The organism is Kitasatospora arboriphila (assembly GCF_039528095.1).
GTDB classification, from domain to species: domain Bacteria; phylum Actinomycetota; class Actinomycetes; order Streptomycetales; family Streptomycetaceae; genus Kitasatospora; species Kitasatospora arboriphila.
In genome coordinates this window covers 17,049-34,129 of record NZ_BAAALD010000082.1, presented here as the reverse complement: position 1 = coordinate 34,129, position 17,081 = coordinate 17,049, and the positions used below count along the sequence as shown (strand labels likewise).

Here is a 17,081-nt window from a genome sequence, read left to right as displayed (position 1 = left end):
GCATGTCCCTGGTGACCAGGCGGTGGTGTTCGAGTGCGACGGCGAGTCGGTGGCCGATGCCGTGCGCCCGGCCGGTGGCGGGGGCCGTGGTGATCAGCTGCTGCGGCACGATCAGCACCGCGCGCACCCCGCCGTAGGCGGACGGGCGCAGCGAGACCTGGAAGCCGTACGCCTGGGCGAGCCGGCCGACCACGGCCAGGCCGAGCCGGGGGGTCTCGCCGAGGTCGTTGAGGTCGATGCCGGCCTGTGCGTCCCGGAGCATGCGCTCGGCGCGGGCCCGGCCCTCCTCGCTGAGGCTGAGGCCGCCGTCCTCGATCTCGATCGCTATCCCGGCCTGCACCTCGGCGGCGGACAGGTGCACTCTGGTGTGCGGCGGCGAGTAGCGGGTGGCGTTGTCCAGCAGCTCGGCGAGCGCGTGGATGAGCGGTTCCACCGCGGCGCCGACCACGGCGACCTCGGAGACCGGGTGCAGTTCGACGCGGCGGTAGTCGAGGATCCGGGAGATGCCGCCGCGGAGCACCGAGTACAGCGGCACCGCCCGGCTCCACTGGCGGCCGGGCCGGGCGCCGCCGAGGACGGCGATGCTGTCCGCGAGGCGGCCGATCAGCGCGTTGCCGTGGTCGAGCAGCAGCAGGTCGTCGAGGACGGCCGGGTCGTTGCCGTGCCGGTCCTCCATGGTGCGCAGGTCCTGGGCCTGCCGGTGGACGATCGCCTGGACGCGGCGGGCGATGTTGACGAAGGCCCGCTGGGCGGACTCGCGCATGCCCTCCTCGTTGTCGACCGCGTCCAGCACGGTGCGCAGCACGGCCTCCCGCGCGGCGCGGAACTCGGTGGCCGCGCCGGCCTCCCGGTGCTCGAACGCCTTGAGGACGTCCTCGGGGAACTCGCCGCGCTGGAGCCGGGCCACCGCCTCGGGCAGGGCGACCGTGGCCAGTTCGAGCGTTTCGGCCTGCTGCCGGGCCAGCCGGGCGTGCAGTTCCTCCTCCTGCCGGGCGCACTGCTCCCGCAGGGCGGTCAGCGCGCGCCCCCGGCGGGCCGCCTCGGCGGCGGCCGCGGCCACGGCCGCCGTGCACGCCAGACCGCACCAGAGGACTCCCGCGCGGGCGCCGGACGAGACCGCCGAGACGGCGGCGACCACGGCCGTCGCTGTCACCACCGTGGGCAGGAGCCACCCGAGGACGGGAGCGGAGACCCGGTTGGCAGGGGGCGATCCAGCACGAAGCATCGGCATCCTCAAGCGATCGAGTGGGTGGCGGGGGACGGACGGGCGGCGGCCGCTCCGAGGGACGTGGGGGCTGCGTCAGGCGTGCGGCGCGGCACCCGCGTCGGTCCGGGTGACCTGGTGCGACGGCGGTGCGGCGGGCCGAGCCGGAAGAAGCATAGCCGGTTTCCGGACATGTCTGACGAGTCCTCAAAAACACTGCCGTGCAGGTGAATCAGTGCATTCATGTGGATCGTGCCAGGGTTTCGGCCAGGTATTCGCACGCCGGTGCCCGGCAGCCGTGCGGCGGGCCCGTCGGTCCGCCGGTCGCTGCCGCCAACCAGACTTGCCGCACCGGGAGTTGTCATGGAGGGGTCCGGAGCCGGATTCGCTCGTGCGGGCGGACTTCGGGTTCAGATCCGCGTCGGATCGAGATCTTCTGCTATGGCGCGACCAACGGCGGGGCGGACACCGGACCGGCGGGAGCGCGCCCCTCCGGGCGCACTCCCGCCGGTCCCGACCCGCTGCCCTGCGACCCCCTGCCCCGCGAACCCCGTCGGGCAGCCGCGGCGGTCCGTCCCGCTCAGCCGTCCGCGGCCTCCCCGGTCGACCACTTCAGCTCGATCTCCACCTCGATCTCGCCCTCGCCCGACTCCACCTCCAACTCGGTGCGGAGCTCGTCGGGGACGCGCAGCGTGAGCACTCCCGGGCCGAGCTCCAGCTCGGCCGAACCGCCGTGGCGCAGCGCGGCCGCCAGCGCCTCCAGCTGCGCCGCCGCCTCGATCCGCGACAGCGAGCGCTTCTGCTCGAACTTCAGGTCCTTCACGGCTGCCTCCGATCGGCCGGCTGCGGTTCGGCGGACGCCCCGGCGAGCCCCTCACCGGCGCGGTCGGCGGAGCCGTTGGCGGAGGGTGCCCCGCCGGGGCCCGCGGAGGGCTGCGCCGAGATCGGGACGCCGTTGCTGCGCAGCACGTCGCGGACGTCCAGGATGAGCGGGAACACCTCGTGGTTGCGGTCCGCGCCCTGCTCGTCCCAGGCCCGCTGCTCGGCCTCCACCGCCATCCGGTCCTGCGCGAAGACCCGCTCGGTGAACCGCCGGATGAATGGCCACGCCACGTGCAGCGCCCCGGGGACGGGCGGCTTGGCGATCATCAGCAGGCCGTAGGCGTGGTTGGTGCGCTGCTCGGCGTCCTCCGGCACGTACGCCGCCCAGAGCGAGAACGCCGGGAGTTCGGCGTCCTCCGGCACGTCGTGCAGGGTCTGGTACGGGTACTCGGTGCGGATGGTGATGACGTCCGGCCGGTCCTTGCCGCCGAAGCCCTCGGCGGACAGCAGGCCCGCGCCGCGGTCCTTGCGGCCGCCGGCCGGCACGAAGAGGTAGCGCGCCTCCACGGACCGCGGCCCGCTCTCGTACCCGAGCAGCTCGGGCCTGATCCGGCCCAGCACGCCGCGGTGCAGGAACTGGTGGTTCATGTCGAGCAGGTTCTCGTGCATGAACGAGTAGTGGCACTTCACCGTGCGGGAGAACGTCATGGTGCGGTGCGTGGGCGAGCCGAACTCCGGCAGCACCGGGAACGGCGCGGACTCGGCCTTCTCCGGATCGCCGGGGAAGACGAACACCAGCCCGAAGGCCTCCCGCACCGGGAAGGACCGCACCCCGCGCGGCGGCCGCTCGCAGCCCTTCGGCAGGTACGGGATCTGCGAGATGCGGCCGTTCCCGCGGTAGGCCCAGGCGTGGTAGCAGCAGCGCAGGATCTCGTCCTCCACCACGCCCATGCTGAGCGGCACCTGGCGGTGCGCGCAGCGGTCCTCCAGGGCGTAGACCCTGCCGCTGCGGCCGCGGTAGAGCGCGATCCGCTCGCCCGCGAAGACGGCGGCGAAGGTGCGCTGCCGCCGGACCTTCCGCGACACGGCCACCGGGTACCAGAAGTCCGGGTTGATGCCGATCCGCCGGAGGTCCGCGGCCGACTGGCCGCGGCGGCCGTCCGGCCGGGCCGGGGTCGCTCCGGCGGAGGGTTGCCCGTCGGCTCCGGGTCGGGCCTCGGTCATGTCCTGCTCCCTTGCGCTCGGGCCTGCAGGGCGCCCCGCGGACGCGGAGGTCGGGGACGCACACCCGCGAACCGGCCGGCGTGCTCGGCGCAGAGCCGCTCCGGCGCTGATCCGCCGGACCCGGGACCGTCCGACGGCCCCGGCGGCACTCCACCTCCCCACGGTCGCCGGAGCACGCCCGGACGGCAACTCCGCGGGTGCGCCCACCGGTTGTCCCGGTGGGGCGGCGACGGCGCTGCGGACCGCCGCGGACCGCGGGTCGTCAGGAGTGCTCGACCGCGCTCTTGATCCGCTCGCCGAAGGCCGGTGCGTCCTTGCGGGCGGCGTGCAGGGCCGGGCCGAGCAGCAGCCGGCCCAGGCCGTGGCCCTCCAGCTCGTTGAAGATCCGCACCCTGGTGCGGCCGTCCGGCAGCGGTTCGAGGTCGTAGCCGCCCTCGGCGGTGATGAGGTTCTTGCTCTGCTCGGCCCAGCGGACCGTGCGGGGTGCCTCCAACCGGGTGATGCGGAACTCGCGGGCCGACTTCATCCCGGCGTCCTTCACCGTGCTGCGGAAGACCGTGCCGACGGCGGTCGGGCCGTCCGGCGACTTGGTGATCCGCTGGACGCGGGGGCTGAACTCGGGGTCGTGCCGGCCGTCCGCCAGATAGGCGAAGACCTGGTCCACCGGCCGGTCGATCTCGACGGTCGCCTCGAACTGTCCGGACATGTCCGCTCCTCGCTGGGCGTGGGGGCGTGGTACGGCCAGGATTCCAGAGGTCCCGGGCCGGTGCCTCCCCGCCGCCCCCGGGCCGGAACGGGTGTGCGCGTGCGGTCGTCCGGGTTGCCGGGCGGCGGGCGGCGCCCGACAATCCGGCAGGTCACGTCCCCCCGGTCTCCGGCCCCGGTTTGAGCGGCAGCGGTCAGCCGATCGCCCGCGCGTAGGCCTGCGCCTGCTCGGGCGTCAGCAGGTGCGACACCCGTACGACGACCACGCCCGAGCGGTACACGTAGTCGGGCCGGGTGCCGCCGGCCCCGGGCTGCTGCCGGCCGGCCAGGTCGTCTGCCCGTGCCCCGGCGTCCTCCGGGGCGGTGAAGACCTCCACGGCGCCGCCGTAGGAGACGGCGTCGCGCCGGCGCCCGGCGGCCTCCTCCCTGGCCAGCGGGCTGTCGGACACCCGGGTGTCGTCGAAGGCGGCCTTCGACGCGTACTGGCCGGGCCGGCCGAGCAGCCCGTCCGGGTCGTCGGCGCCGGTGTAGGTGACGGTCAGCCTCACCGGGAGTCCGGCGGCGAGCAGGCGCTTGGTGACGGCGGCCGCGTCGCCGACCGCCCGGGTCGGGCCGGAGGCCGGAGCGGCGGCGGGCCCGCCGGCCGTGGCCGCAGGACCGGTGTCGGCGCAGGCGGTCGCGGCAGCGAGGACGGCGGTGCAGACGAGGGCGGTGGTGCGGACGCGCATGGGCTCCCCAGGGTCGGCGGTGCGAGGCGCGCCGACGCTATCGCCGCGGCAGGGCGGCCGGCCCGGCGCGTTGCGGAGCCGTGATCCGCCCGTCGCCCGATCAACACCCGGCCGGGGCGGTGGAGTTGTCCGATTCGGCGGCACCGTTCGGGGCGGTGCCGGTGCCGGGCCGGACGCGCGGTGCGCTCCCGGCCCGGCAGGCGACCCGTCAGACGGCGGCGGTCACCGTCCGGGTACGCCGGTACAGGTACACCCCGGACGCGCCGGCGCGACCGGGGCCGCCGCGAGCTCCGCGGTCGCCCCGGCCGCCGCCGCGCCGTGGTCGTGGTAGCTCACGGTGGACTTGGGCGCGTCGGCGACGAGCTGCTGCTCGGTCGGCGTCCCCGGCGCGATCGGGGCGGCGAGGCCGGCCGCGGCCGCCGAACCGCCGAAGTCGACGTCCGAGCAGCCGTAGAACGCCTCCGGGCTGTCGGTGCGCTGCCAGACCAGGTACACCAGCTGGCGGCCGGTGCGGCTGGGCAGCGTGCCGTTGAAGGTGTAGTAGCCGTTGGTCGCCGTCCGCCCGGTGGCGTACTGGGCGACCGGGTTGGCCAGGTCGAGGTCGGACCACTTGAGCGGCTGGGTCGGGTTGTAGCCGCTCTTGGTGATGTAGAGCGTCATGACGCCCTGGTGCGGGGCGGTGACGCGGAAGTTGAAGGCGTTGCTGCCCGCGGTGACGGAGGTGGCCGGCCAGTCGGTGCGGGCCATGTCGAGCGCCTTGTACTTGTCGCGGTTGGCCGAGCACAGCTTGCCGTCCGGAATGATCTGCTGGCTGCGGCCGTTCGCGTCGGCGATGTTGACCTCGTTCCAGTCGTACAGCGGCTGGGTGCCGCTCATCGCGACCAGGTCCTTGCAGACCTGGGACTGGGGGTGCTCGGGGCCCTCGGCGTAGCAGGCCGCCACCCGGCTGGTGGGGCCGAACAGCGAGCCGTGCGCACTGGCCGTGCCGGCGGTCGCGGCCAGTGCGCCGGCCGTCAGCACGCCGGCGGCGAGGACTCTGCGGGTCCAGGACATGGTTCTCCTCGTACGGATTCGGGCCGGTTGTGGGGGAGAGGTGCGAACCCGGGGAGCCTGCGGGCGCGGCGGTGTGGACCCGACACACCGTCAGCCGCCCTGGAGCCTACGATTGGCCTATACCAATTGGCAAGGGGTCGGTGCGACGGCCGGGTCGGAGGGGCACGCGGGGGCGGGGGGCCCGGGTCAGCGCTCGGCGGATCCGGGGAGGACCGGCTTGACGTCCAGGACCGGGGTGCCGTCCAGGGCCTCCAGGCCGCTGACGCGCAGGCGCAGCCCGTCGACGGCGAGGATCGTGACGCGGTGCAGCCCGATCGGGTTGGGACGGTCGGGCGAGCGGGTGGCGAAGACGCCGGTCTCCGGACGGGCGAGGTCGCCGCGCGGGTGCACGGCGAGCACCCCGCGGTCGGCGCGGTCGAGCCAGGTCAGCAGCAGGACCTCCTGGCCGGCCGCCAGTTCGCGCAGCCCCCTGGCCACCTCGGGCTCGAAGGCCAGCCAGGCCCCCGGGGCGCCCTCGTCGCCCTGCTTCGGGGCCTCGGCCCGGGTCCGCAGCGGCGACTCCACCCGTCCGACCGCCCGCACCGTGAACTGCGCGTCCGCCATGTCCCCGAGCCTACGCCGCGACCGTGCGGCCGCGGGGGAGGGCGGGCCGCGGCGGCGGGCCGGAGGTCACGGGATCTTTACCGGCAGCCCGGTTGATGGATCGTCAGATTCCGGGCGAGGGTGGGGCCTCACGATCCCACCGGTCCGGAGGCGAGCAGTATGCGGAGAATCCTCAACACGGCGCACGTCTACATGATCCTCGGCGTGGTCAGCGGCCTGTACTACCGCGAGCTGACCAAGGCCGAGGACTTCACCGGCGACTCCCAACTCGGCGTCGTCCACACCCACCTGCTGGCCCTCGGAATGCTCTTCTTCCTCGTCGTGCTGGTGCTGGAGAAGCAGTTCGGGCTGACCGGCAGCAGACTCTTCCCCTGGTTCTACTGGATCTACAACGCGGGCCTCGCCCTCACCGTCGGCATGATGACCGTGCACGGGACGCTGACCGTGCTCGGCCGCGAGAGCGGCGCGGCGATCGCCGGGATCGCCGGCCTCGGGCACATCCTGCTCACCGCCGGCCTCGTGCTGCTCTTCGTCAGCCTGGGCAAGCTCCTCCCGGCCGGCTCCCCCCCGGCGGCCTGACGGCCGTACCCGTCGAACGGAGTGGGGCCGGCGCCCGTCCGGACGCCGGCCCCACTCGCTCCTTCCGGCCCCGGTCAGGGGCCGAAGACGCCGACCTCGTACAGCGAGTAGCCCCAGCCGGTGGCGCGCTTGACGCCGTGCACCCGCACGTAGCGGGCCGGGGCCGGGTCGAAGAACGCCGTGTCGATGCCGCCGTTGCCCGCGGCGGTCGACCAGGCGGTGTGCCAGGTGCTCCCGTCCGCCGACAGCTCGATGCGGTACTCCCGGCCGTAGGCGCGCTCCCAGTCGAGGGTGACCCGGTTCACCGTCCGCAGCGAGCCGAGGTCCACCTGCAGCCACTGGTCGTCGCTCCAGCCGCTCGCCCAGCGGGTGCCCCGGTCGCCGTCCACCGCCCGGTCGGGCCGGTAGCTGGTGAACAGGGACCACTCGGACGAGCTGGCGGCGGCGGCCCGGCCCGCGGCGAGGTCGGTGCCCGGCCGGTGGCCCTCGGTGGCCTTCCAGGTGTCCAGGTAGGACTGGGCGCCGTGCATCAGGTCGTCCACCACGTCCTGGCCGCCGCTGAGCCGCATCTGCTCGATCCAGTCCGGCACGAGGCCGTCGTGCGCCATGCCGTCCTTGTTGTAGTCCCAGGTACGGTCGCCGGTGACCTGCCGGTCGACCACCGATCCGCCGTCGGCGGTGCGGAACGGGTAGTGCACCGCATTGGGGGCGTCCTCACCGACCGGACCCGGCCAGCCGCCGACCCCGTTCAGGTCCGTGCCGTAGCCGTACCCGACGCGGTACCGGTCGCGCAGCGCCTCCGTGCGGTGCGCCTCGGCGACGAAGCCCTCCGCGGAGTGCGCGTACTGCGCGGCGAACCCGCCGAGCCGGTACAGCCGCTCCGTCCACTGCAGGTCCATCCAGCTGTGGCTGGAGATCACACCCGGGTACGCCTGCGACTCCAGCAGCTCGAAGGCGCGGTCGGCCGCCTTCACGCTCATGTGGTCGACCTCCAGCATCATGTGACGCTGCATCATGCCCCGTACGGCGTACTCGCCGAGCCGGGTGAGGCCACGGGTGTTGCACTGGGCGTCGCCCGCGTACGTCGGGATCTGCACGCCCTTCGGCAGCAGCGACGCCGCCTGCGCGGTCGGCAGACCGATCGGGTTGTCGTGCTGCGGTCCGGCGCACTTCTCGGTCTTCCAGAACGTGCCGGTCGACAGGAACTGCCCGGCGTTCACCGCGACGCCGATGGTGCCCTCGTCGAAGCGGACGCCGCACAGCGCGTTGTCGAACTTGTGGCACAGGAACATGCTGCGCACCCCGAGCTTGTACAGCTCGTCGAGGCCGCGGTCGATGTCGCCCTCGTTGCACTGGGCGATGTCCAGGATCTGCTTGCAGCCGAACGGCTCGGAGGTCTCCACCCCGAGGACGACCGCCAGCTTGCCCTGCTCGATCACCTGCCGCGCCTGCGCGCTGTCGGTGACGATCCGGAACCAGCCCTTGCCCGGTCCGCCGTACATCCGGTCGATGTACGCCTGCAGGTCGTAGCTCTTCTGCGCCTCCAGCCGGATCGCCGTCATCTCGTCACAACTGCGGTCCTTGAACGGGTAGATCGAGCAGAGCAGCCCGTTGGTGACGAGGTCGTTGACCAGGACGCGCTGGCCGCCGCGCCAGGCGCGCTCCACCCAGGCGTAGTAGTCCTGCTGGTGGCTCAGCGAGTCGTGGGCCGGCCAGTCCTTGAAGGTGGGCCAGCCCACCGGGTCGTGGTGGCCGTCGGCGCCGCCGGTGACGTTCTCGAACAGCGCGAGCGCGCCGTCGGGGTAGTGCTCCGGGCAGTCCTTGAGCGCGTCCGCCGCGCCCTTCTCGGAGAAGGTCGCGCCGCAGATGATGCGGCCGCCGAAACCCTCGTTGGACATCAGGTGGTTGTGCGCGTCCACGAAGCCGCGGACGTTTCCGTCGGCGTCGGTGCCGGTGAACGGCGCCCCCGTCACGTTGATCTGCGAGTCGGGCGCGGGTCGGGCCGCGGGCTCCCACCAGCCGCCGGCGGCGTGCGCCGCGGGGGCTCGGACGGCGCCGAAGGCACCGGCGGTGAGGGCGAGAAGCAACGCCACGAGGGTGGTGGCCGTGCGGCTTCTGCGGCGGTGATGCGTGGTCAAGGAATCGCACCTCGCTTCATCGGGAGGCGGTGGGGGGATTTGTACTGCGCATGCCGTGCGGGATCCACCCGAGAATCGCGAGCGGCAAAGCACCCGTCAAGGCTCCGGGACGAATTGGCTACTGACCGGTAAACGGACGGATTTCCTTGGCGGCAGCGGGCGGTGGCCGCCGCGGGCGTCCGGGTGTTGCTGACACCGGTATCAACACCACCCGTCCGGGACTGTTCGGACGGCCGCACGGCGGCCTAGGGTCGGTCCAGGACGAATCGCCCTCGGGAGGAGCCGGAATGGTGGAGAGCAGCGGACACGCACGGGTCGCGGAGCGGTTCCTCGCCGCGTTCGGGGCACGCGACGACGCGGGGCTGCGGGCACTGCTGGCCGAGGACGTCGTCTGGTCGATGCCGGGCAGCGGAACGATCTCCGGCACCGTGCACGGCCGCGACGCCGCCGCCACCCGCGCCTGGGAGATCGCCGGACGCGGCGTCCGCACCGAACTGCTCCACGTCCTCGTCGGCCGGCACGGCGTCGCCCTCTCGCTCCACAACACCGCCGTCGCCGCCGACGGCCGCGAACTCGACGAACACCTCGCCACCGTCCTCACCGTGCGGGACGGCGTGATCACCGCGATCGACAGCTACCTCTCGGACGTCGACGGCATGAGCGCCTTCTTCGCCCACCGAACGCCGGGCAACCGCGCGGACCAGGGGTGAGCCGGACCCGCCAGGAGCACCGCTCCCGGACTGCGCAGCTGCCCCCGGCCCGGCGGCCGGGAGGTGCCCCACGTGCCCCTGGATCGACCACCTGAGCGCCGTGAGGGCTGCTGCTAGAACGGTGGTTCCTCGGTGCAGCTCCGCTGCCCTGCTCGCGGGCCCGGGCGGCCCATCGGCGATCGGCCGCCTCCCGTTGAGCGAGCCCACCACCCGGTGCGGAACCCCCACCGAGGTTGACCGCCTGCCACGCGAGATCGTCGACGTCCACCCGGCGCAGCCTAGGACCCGCCGCCGTCAGCGGGGTTGCTGCTCGCCGGCCGCCCGGGCGGGGGAGCGCCGCCGCGGGCGGAACCGGTTCGGTGAAGGCGGTGGTGGGCGGGTGGCGGGGGGCCGTAGGATCTCGGCATGGACATCTCCGGGCCGCACTGACAGGTCGACTCCGGCCGCCCCTCGCCCCTTCCGCGGGCGGGTCGGGGCGGCGATCCGTCGACCCGTCATGTCCGTTCCCCGTACCGGAGATCACCCGTGTCCCGATCCTTCCGGGGCAGCGTCGGCTATCGCGCTGTCCTCTCCCTTCCGCATGCCCGTGCGCCGTTCGCCGCGGCGCTCCTCGCCCGGCTGAGCTACGGCGTCCTCCCGTTGCCGCTGCTGCTCGCGCTCCGCGACGGCACCGGCTCGTTCGCGGCGGCCGGTGCGGCCGCCGGTGTGTTCGGCCTGCTCTCGGCGCTGCTCGGCCCGGCCCGGGCCCGGCTGGTGTCCCGGCGGCCCGCCGCACTGATGGTCCTGACGTGCTGTTACACCCTGCTGCTGTTCGCGCTGGCGGCCGGCTCCGCCGTCGGCCTGCCGTCCTGGGCGGCCGTGCTGCTGGCCGCGGCGGCCGGCGTCTTCCCGCCGCCCGTCGGGCCGTTGATGCGCACGGTGTGGGGCGAGCTGACCGACGGCGAGGAGCAGCGCCGGTGCGCGCTGAGCCTCGACACGGTGGCCGAGTCGACGATCTTCGCCTGCGGTCCGGTCCTCGGCGGACTGCTCGCGGCGCACACCACGGCCGCCCGGGCGCTCGCCGTCTGCGCCCTGCTCGCATTGGCCGGGTTCGCCGCGCTCGCCCGGGCGCTGCGCGGCCGGCCGGCGGCCCTTCCGGAGCCTGCTGCGGGCGGCACGGTCCTCGGTCCGCTGCGGGCGCCCGGCTTCGCTCCGCTGCTGGCGGTGGTGTGCGCCGTCGCGGCGGCACTCGCGGTCGACGAGCTGGTGGTGGTCGCCGCCTGGGGTGCCGGCGCGGCCGGGCCGCTGCTCGCGCTGTTCTCGGTGGGCGGCGCGGTCGGCGGCCTGGTGTACGGGCGGCTGGCCTGGCGGGCCGCACCGGGACGGCGGCTGCTGCTGCTCGCGGCCGCGGCGACCGCCTGCTACGGGCTGCCGGCGGTGCTGTTCGCCCCGCCGGGCGCCGCGCTCGGCCTGTTCCTGGCGGGCGCCTGCACGGATGCCCTGCTGGTCACCGGCTACCTGCTGGTCGAGGACCTCGTCCCGGCCGGCGCCCGCACGGAGGCCGGGGCCTGGGTGAACACCGCCTACAACCTGGGCGGCGCCCTGGGCTCGGCCGCGGGCGGCCTGCTGGCGGACCGGGCCGACCCGGCGGCGGCGTTCACCGCGGCGGCCGTGTTCCTCGGTGGGGTGACGGCCCTCGTCGCGCTGCGTCCCTCGCGACTGCGCGACCGCGCCGAACCGGCGGTGGTGTAGCGGGGTCCGGTTCCCGGGTGCGGGCGGGTGGACGGAGTTCGGGCAGGCAGGACGACGGCCCCACCCGCACCGTGCGCCGGTGACACCGTGATCCCTGCCGTGAACGCGGCGACGCGCATCCCGGTGGGACCCTGGAACGAGGTGGTGTACGAGGAGTTCGAGGACGTCCCGGGGCCAGGGGCTCCCAAGGGGGAGGGCTTCCTCGGGCAGGTGAGGAGTGCCCGGTGAGCGAGGAGCGCCCCGGACCGGCGGGTTACCCGCGGAGGCCGCACTACGTGCGGACCGGTGGCGGCGCGCCCGCGCCGTCACGGTTCCGCCGGGTGCTGGCCCTGCTGGTCGGGCGGTTCCACGCCGACCGGCGGGCCGGGGGCGGTGGGGACGCGGATCCGGTGGGTGTGCACCCCTTCACCGGGTTCAACGCCAACGGCCGGGAGCACTCGGGTGGCGCCGGCTGAGCCCACTGCCCGGAGCCGGAGCCGGAGCCGGAGCCGGGCGGGTCAGGCGAGGTGGGCGTCGAGGAGGGCGAAGGTGGCCTCGGGCTGCTCGATGTGCGGGAGGTGGCCGGCGGCGGGGACGAGGGCGAGGCGGGCGTCGGCGAAGGCGCGGGCGTAGGCGGCGCCGTACGCGGGGGTGACGATCCGGTCGCTCTCGCCCCAGACGAGCAGGGCGGGGACCTCGACCCCGCCGAGCCGGCCGAGCAGCTCGGGGTCGTGCATGTAGGGGTCGCCGGCCAGGGTGCGCATGGTGGCCGTGTTGCCCTGGCGGCGGGCGAGTTCGGCGGAGGGGAGCCCGGCCGGGTCGACGTGGTACCGCTCGGCGTCGTGCCAGGCGTGCTCGGCGAGGCCGCGGGCGTCGAGGGTGAGGACGCCGCGGATCGGCTCGCCCTCGACGTGCACGCCGACGGCGTTGACCAGGACGAGGCCGCCGACCGTCCCGGTGGTGTCCCGGACGGCCATCTCGGCGGCGATCCAGCCGCCGAGGGAGGAGCCGACCAGCAGGACGTCGGTCAGCTCGCGGTCGCGGAGCAGCCGCAGGTAGACCTGCGCGAGGTCGGCGATGCGGGTGAGCCGGTCGGGGCGGTGGGTGCCGTCCCAGCCGGGGTGGACGGGGGTGAGGGTGCGCAGGGTGCGGGCGAGGTGGGCCGAGAGACCGGCCACGGTGGCGGGCCCGCCGCCGCCGTGGAGGACCAGGGCGGGGCGGCCCGTTCCGTTCTCGGTGAGGGTGATGGTCAGGTCGTCGTCGAGCGCGACCGTGCGGTTCGTGGTCATGGGCCGAGCATAACTAAGGATGCTTATATAAGCTAGCTTGGTCATGGCCTAGAATCGGCCCATGCACAGTGAGCTGCAGGAACTCGGCAGAGCGGTCAAGCGGGTCCAGTACCGTCAGCACCGGGCGCTGGAGACCGGACTCGCCGCGGTCGGCACCACCCTCGCCCAGTGGGACGCGCTGCGCGCCGTCGGCCGGCAACCCGGCGCCTCGGCCCGCACCCTCGCCGCCGAGACCTTCCAGACCGAGCAGGCCTTCGGCACCCTGGCCGGCCGGCTCGTCGCCCAGGGCCTGATCGAGCGGACCCCCGGCCACGGCCGGCGCATCGACCACCGGCTGACACCCGCCGGCGAACGGATGCTGGAGGCCGGCCGCACCGTCGCGGAGGAGGTCCTCGCCGATTGCTACGCGGACCTGCCGGCCGCCGACCGCACGGCCCTGCTCGGCCTGCTCCACCGGGTGCTCGGCGAGGAGCCCGCCTGACGGCGGATCGGAACGGGCGGACGGAGCCGGCCTGACACCTCGGGCCCGGCGGCCCGGCGTTCCGTCCCGCGGTCAGCGCACGGGCTCTGCGGGTGCGGCCGCCTGCGGGGTGTGTGCGGCGATGGCTTCGCGGTACGCGGCCCGCCGCGCACCCGCCGTCCGTCCGCCGACGCGGGGCGGTCGGCGCAGGACGCGGATCGCGGGGCGGACCCGGCCTCCTGGCGCGCGGAGCAGATGCTCGGCGTGGTGCTTCAGCCGCACCCGTACGCGGGCCCGGCCGTCGCTGTCGGGCACCTCCGCCCGGTCGATGTCGGACCAGCTGATCAGGGCCGAGGCCGTCGGGCCGTACCACCGGCGCCAGCGGACGTGAATGCCCCGGCCGGAGAAGGCCACCGCGCGGGTTCGGCCGGGGCCGAGCCAGGCGGTCGCCGCGTACACCCCGATGATGACGCCGATCACCGGCTTCGGCGGGTGGTCCGTGGCGACCGCCGTGGCGTGCCCGGCGCACATTGCGGCCAGCAGGAGGATCCAGCCGAGCCTGCGGCGCAAGGAGGTCTCGAACAGCGTCGCGTCGACCGGAACGCGGTCCGGGCGGCGCGCACCGTCGACGTGGCGGTGCGAGGTGAGGAACGGCACGCCGGGGGCGAAGCCCGCGACGGCGGTGCGGAGCAGCTCGGCCGTCGGGCCGGTGTCGTCGCACGCCGGTGTCACCGCTGGTGGCAGGTCCGGTAGCGAGATGAAGGTCCCGGAAGCCGCCCCGCGCAGGCCGGTTCCGGCCGCGTCGCCGAGTGGCAAGAAGCGCAGCCGGCCACTGCCGCGGTCGGCGTAGCCGACCGATGCCACCCGGCGCCAGTGGATGTGCTGCGCCGAGCGCAGGACCATGCCGGTCGTGCTGTGCGCCCCGTCGGCGGTGAGCCGGAGCACCGTCACCACCGCCTGGCGGTGCAGGGCGAACAGCAGGGAGGCCGCGCCCGCGGTGAACGTCCAGACGGTGGCGCTGCCGGCGGCGGCGAGCAGGACGGGCGGTAGGAGGAGGATCGCCAGGGACTCGGTGGCCACCTGCAGGCGCCGCAGTCGGCTCATCCGGAATTCGACCGCGCTGATCGGGCCCGGCAACGGCCTGGCACCGGCACCGGAAGCGCCGTCGGGTTCAGGTCGGGCCGGTGGCGGCGCGGTCTGCGTCGGGGCGTCCGGCCATGCCGGCAGCGGCGGGGGCGGCGGAGCGTGCGGTGCCGCTGCCGGCGCCGTCTCCGACCGCTCGTCCCGATCCGCCGGCGGCCCCGGGGGCGCCCAGGTGGCGACGGCGGGCCACTGCCGCGGCACGGCGGGGTCGGGGGAGAACGCGCGGATCAGCTCGGACGGCTGCGGCCGCCGCTCGGGCCGGGGGTCCAGACAACGGCCGACGAACGGCCGCATCGCGGCCGGAAGGGCCGTCAGATCGGGCTCGTGGTAAGGCCGCCGCATCCCCCGGCCACCCTGGTCGAACGGGTCGCCGCCTGCCGCGTGCACGAGCACCATGCCCAGCGCGTAGATGTCCGACGCGGGGCGGACCACTCCGGAGGACTGCTCGGGCGCGATGTACCCGCGCGTCCCGAGGGTACGGCCCAGGGTGGTCGTCCGGACGGCGTCCATCGCGTGCGCGATGCCGAAGTCGATGACCCGGGGGCCGTTCGCGGCCATGATGATGTTCGACGGTTTGAGGTCCCGGTGCACGAGTTTGCACTTGTGGATCGCGGTCAGGGCCTCGGCGAGGGCCGACCCCAGACGGCCCAGTTCGGTGGGGTCGAGGTGCCCGCGGGCCAGCCTCTGGTCCAGGGTGGGCCCCTCGATGTACTCGGTGGCCATCCACGGCAGCTCCGCCTCGGGGTCGGCCTCCACGACCCTGGCCGTGTAGAGCCCGGAGACGCGCAGCGCGGCGTCGATCTCCCTCCGGAACCGGAAACGGAAGCGGTGGTCGACGGCGATGTGCCGGTGGGCCACTTTGACGGCGACCGGGTAGCCGCCGGGGGTGTGCCCGAGGTACACCCGGCCCATGCCTCCGGCGCCGAGGCGGCGTGTCAGCCGGTAGGGGCCGACGGAGAGCGGATCGTCCCGACCGAGTCGGTCCATCTGCCTCCCGTCTCCCCGCGAAGTACCGGTGCGTCTCCCCGCGCAGTGCCGGTGCCCGCCGGTCCGAGGGTACGTCGAAGAGCCCGGCCGCTGCAGGTGAACGGTGATGTCCGGTCGGCCGGAGTGCCTGGCGTGCCGCAGGTCTGACGGTCCGTCCGGCCGGGGCGGCTCAGCGGTTGCGGGCGTCGACGACCCGGCGGAGCTTGCCGACCGATCGCTCCAGGGTGTCGGGCGGCACGATCTCCACGGCGACGCTCACGCCGACGCCGTCCTTGACGCCCGCGGCGATGGCGGCGGCCGCGGCCTCGCGCTGCTCGGGGGTGGCGTCCGGGCGGCACTCCACCCGGACGGACATGTGGTCCATCCGGCCGCGCCGGGTCAGCTCCAGCTGGAAGTGCGGCGCGACCGCCGGGGTGCGCAGCACGATCTCCTCGATCTGGGTGGGGAAGACGTTGACCCCGCGCAGGATGATCATGTCGTCGGAGCGGCCGGTGACCTTCTCCATCCGGCGGAACGCCGGGCGTGCGGTGCCGGGCAGCAGCCGGGTGAGGTCGCGGGTGCGGTAGCGGACGATCGGCATCGCCTCCTTGGTGAGGGAGGTGAAGACGAGTTCGCCGCTCTCGCCGTCCGGCAGGTTCTCGTCGGAGAGCGGGTCGACCACCTCGGGGTAGAAGTGGTCCTCCCAGACGTGCAGGCCGTCCTTGGTCTCCACGCATTCGGCGGAGACGCCGGGGCCGATCACCTCGGACAGCCCGTAGATGTCGACCGCGTGCAGGTCGAGGCGCTCCTCGATCTCGCGCCGCATCTCCTCCGTCCACGGCTCGGCGCCGAAGATGCCGACCCGCAGCGAGGTGCTGCGCGGGTCGACGCCCTGCCGCTCGAACTCGTCCAGCAGGGTGAGCATGTACGAGGGGGTGACCATGATGATCTCGGGTTCGAAGTCCCGGATGATCTGCACCTGGCGGGCCGTCATGCCGCCGGAGGCGGGGATCACCGTGCAGCCGGCCCGTTCGGCGCCGTAGTGCGCACCGAGGCCGCCGGTGAACAGGCCGTAGCCGTAGGCGATGTGCACCTTGTGGCCGGGCCGGCCGCCGGCCGCGCGGATCGACCGGGCGACGACGTCCGCCCAGACGGACAGGTCGTTCTCGGTGTAGCCGACCACGGTGGGGCGGCCGGTGGTGCCGCTGGAGGCGTGCACCCGCCGGACGTCGGCCATCGGTACGGCGAACATCCCGAACGGGTAGTTGTCCCGCAGGTCCGCCTTGGTGGTGAACGGGAAGCGTGCCAGGTCCGCGAGGGTGCGGCAGTCCTCCGGGCGGACGCCGGCCGCGTCGAAGGAGCGGCGGTAGAACTCGACGTTCGCGTATGCGTGCCGCAGGGTCTGCTGGAGGCGGCGGAGCTGGAGCTCGGCCAGCTCCTGCCGGTCGAGGCGCTCGCCGGCGTCCCGCAGGTCGGCGGGCAGCGGCTCGCCGAGGCGGTGCGCCCCGTCCCGATGGTGCTCCGTGCCGCTGCCGCTCATCACGCCTCCAGCCAATGCCCACCGACCGTTCGGTCGGTGCCGGGAATCCCAGTAATCCAGCCACGGACACGCATGTCAAGGGCTGTCCGCTGCCCGGACGGCCGCCCCGGCGGCAGGCCGGACGACCGCCCGGGCGGACCGCTCGGTCGGGCACCCGGAAGCAGCCCGGAACCGGCCCGTCCGGGGCCGGGCGCCCGGGCCCTTACC

16 protein-coding genes are annotated in these 17,081 nt (G+C 74.5%); 5 read left to right on the top strand and 11 right to left on the bottom strand.

The annotated features are described in order from the left end of the window. The 7 genes from ABD353_RS30555 to tsaA form a co-directional block, all read right to left on the bottom strand. The coding region (locus tag ABD353_RS30555) for an ATP-binding protein (RefSeq protein ID WP_344626926.1) at positions 1-1,225 on the bottom strand (1,225 nt) is incomplete at its 3' end. A gap of 559 nt (positions 1,226-1,784) precedes the next feature. After that, entirely contained in the window at positions 1,785-2,027 is a 243-nt protein-coding gene (locus tag ABD353_RS30550) for an amphi-Trp domain-containing protein (protein WP_344626925.1), read from the bottom strand. Next, on the bottom strand, positions 2,024-3,250 hold the full coding sequence (locus tag ABD353_RS30545) for a Rieske 2Fe-2S domain-containing protein (protein WP_344626924.1): 1,227 nt from the start codon (positions 3,248-3,250) through the stop codon (positions 2,024-2,026). The genes ABD353_RS30550 and ABD353_RS30545 overlap by 4 nt, the downstream gene beginning before the upstream one ends. A 262-nt stretch (positions 3,251-3,512) precedes the next feature. Continuing rightward, a complete protein-coding gene (locus tag ABD353_RS30540; protein ID WP_344626923.1) occupies positions 3,513-3,956 on the bottom strand; it encodes an SRPBCC family protein in 444 nt (147 codons plus the stop codon). Between the two features lie 193 nt (positions 3,957-4,149). Then, a complete protein-coding gene (locus ABD353_RS30535) occupies positions 4,150-4,683 on the bottom strand; it encodes a hypothetical protein (RefSeq protein WP_344626922.1) in 534 nt (177 codons plus the stop codon). Between the two features lie 222 nt (positions 4,684-4,905). Then, positions 4,906-5,736: a lytic polysaccharide monooxygenase auxiliary activity family 9 protein gene (locus ABD353_RS30530; protein WP_344626921.1), complete on the bottom strand. Its 831-nt coding sequence runs from the start codon at positions 5,734-5,736 to the stop codon at positions 4,906-4,908. Between the two features lie 186 nt (positions 5,737-5,922). Beyond that, positions 5,923-6,339 (bottom strand): tRNA (N6-threonylcarbamoyladenosine(37)-N6)-methyltransferase TrmO, encoded by a 417-nt coding sequence (tsaA, locus tag ABD353_RS30525; RefSeq protein ID WP_344626920.1) that lies wholly within the window; start codon positions 6,337-6,339, stop codon positions 5,923-5,925. Positions 6,340-6,498: 159 nt separating this feature from the next. Between tsaA and ABD353_RS30520 the strand changes: the two genes are divergently transcribed. After that, positions 6,499-6,918, top strand: coding sequence for a DUF2871 domain-containing protein (locus ABD353_RS30520; protein WP_344626919.1), 420 nt, complete (start codon positions 6,499-6,501; stop codon positions 6,916-6,918). Between the two features lie 74 nt (positions 6,919-6,992). Here the strand turns inward: ABD353_RS30520 and ABD353_RS30515 are convergent, their stop codons facing one another. Next, the gene (locus tag ABD353_RS30515) at positions 6,993-9,056 is read right to left on the bottom strand and encodes a discoidin domain-containing protein (protein WP_344626918.1); all 2,064 of its coding nucleotides are present in this window, start codon (positions 9,054-9,056) and stop codon (positions 6,993-6,995) included. A gap of 287 nt (positions 9,057-9,343) precedes the next feature. Here ABD353_RS30515 and ABD353_RS30510 point away from each other — a divergent pair, with 287 nt between their 5' ends. The 3 genes from ABD353_RS30510 to ABD353_RS30500 all read left to right on the top strand — a co-directional run bounded on the left by ABD353_RS30510 (position 9,344) and on the right by ABD353_RS30500 (position 11,952). Continuing rightward, entirely contained in the window at positions 9,344-9,766 is a 423-nt protein-coding gene (locus ABD353_RS30510; protein WP_344626917.1) for a nuclear transport factor 2 family protein, read from the top strand. 525 nt (positions 9,767-10,291) lie between these two features. Further along, complete coding sequence (locus ABD353_RS30505; RefSeq protein ID WP_344626916.1) at positions 10,292-11,497, top strand: MFS transporter; 1,206 nt, start codon at positions 10,292-10,294, stop codon at positions 11,495-11,497. A 224-nt stretch (positions 11,498-11,721) separates the two neighbouring features. After that, positions 11,722-11,952, top strand: coding sequence for a hypothetical protein (locus ABD353_RS30500; protein WP_344626915.1), 231 nt, complete (start codon positions 11,722-11,724; stop codon positions 11,950-11,952). Positions 11,953-11,994: 42 nt separating this feature from the next. On the opposite strand, the gene ABD353_RS30495 is transcribed toward ABD353_RS30500, so the two are convergent. Further along, the gene (locus ABD353_RS30495) at positions 11,995-12,765 is read right to left on the bottom strand and encodes an alpha/beta fold hydrolase (RefSeq protein ID WP_344626914.1); all 771 of its coding nucleotides are present in this window, start codon (positions 12,763-12,765) and stop codon (positions 11,995-11,997) included. Positions 12,766-12,826: 61 nt separating this feature from the next. On the opposite strand from ABD353_RS30495, the gene ABD353_RS30490 reads away from it, so the two are divergent. Next, the gene (locus ABD353_RS30490) at positions 12,827-13,246 is read left to right on the top strand and encodes a MarR family winged helix-turn-helix transcriptional regulator (protein WP_344626913.1); all 420 of its coding nucleotides are present in this window, start codon (positions 12,827-12,829) and stop codon (positions 13,244-13,246) included. A 72-nt stretch (positions 13,247-13,318) separates the two neighbouring features. Here the strand turns inward: ABD353_RS30490 and ABD353_RS30485 are convergent, their stop codons facing one another. Continuing rightward, positions 13,319-15,355 carry a serine/threonine-protein kinase gene (locus ABD353_RS30485; RefSeq protein ID WP_344626912.1) on the bottom strand — a complete coding sequence of 679 codons (2,037 nt, stop codon included), beginning with the start codon at positions 15,353-15,355 and terminating at the stop codon, positions 13,319-13,321. Positions 15,356-15,524: 169 nt separating this feature from the next. Beyond that, the gene (gene paaK / locus ABD353_RS30480; RefSeq protein ID WP_344626911.1) at positions 15,525-16,874 is read right to left on the bottom strand and encodes a phenylacetate--CoA ligase PaaK; all 1,350 of its coding nucleotides are present in this window, start codon (positions 16,872-16,874) and stop codon (positions 15,525-15,527) included. Positions 16,875-17,081: the final 207 nt, after the last annotated feature.

What these genes read in the sequence shown, in the direction of transcription:
- ABD353_RS30545 (WP_344626924.1), bottom strand. Translation starts at nt 3,250, where the DNA reads ATGACCGAGGCCCGACCCGGAGCCGACGGGCAACCCTCCGCCGGAGCG.
- ABD353_RS30540 (WP_344626923.1), bottom strand. Translation starts at nt 3,956, where the DNA reads ATGTCCGGACAGTTCGAGGCGACCGTCGAGATCGACCGGCCGGTGGAC.
- ABD353_RS30535 (WP_344626922.1), bottom strand. Translation starts at nt 4,683, where the DNA reads ATGCGCGTCCGCACCACCGCCCTCGTCTGCACCGCCGTCCTCGCTGCC.
- ABD353_RS30530 (WP_344626921.1), bottom strand. Translation starts at nt 5,736, where the DNA reads ATGTCCTGGACCCGCAGAGTCCTCGCCGCCGGCGTGCTGACGGCCGGC.
- tsaA (WP_344626920.1), bottom strand. Translation starts at nt 6,339, where the DNA reads ATGGCGGACGCGCAGTTCACGGTGCGGGCGGTCGGACGGGTGGAGTCG.
- ABD353_RS30520 (WP_344626919.1), top strand. Translation starts at nt 6,499, where the DNA reads ATGCGGAGAATCCTCAACACGGCGCACGTCTACATGATCCTCGGCGTG.
- ABD353_RS30510 (WP_344626917.1), top strand. Translation starts at nt 9,344, where the DNA reads ATGGTGGAGAGCAGCGGACACGCACGGGTCGCGGAGCGGTTCCTCGCC.
- ABD353_RS30495 (WP_344626914.1), bottom strand. Translation starts at nt 12,765, where the DNA reads ATGACCACGAACCGCACGGTCGCGCTCGACGACGACCTGACCATCACC.
- ABD353_RS30490 (WP_344626913.1), top strand. Translation starts at nt 12,827, where the DNA reads ATGCACAGTGAGCTGCAGGAACTCGGCAGAGCGGTCAAGCGGGTCCAG.
- ABD353_RS30485 (WP_344626912.1), bottom strand. Translation starts at nt 15,355, where the DNA reads ATGGACCGACTCGGTCGGGACGATCCGCTCTCCGTCGGCCCCTACCGG.
- paaK (WP_344626911.1), bottom strand. Translation starts at nt 16,874, where the DNA reads ATGAGCGGCAGCGGCACGGAGCACCATCGGGACGGGGCGCACCGCCTC.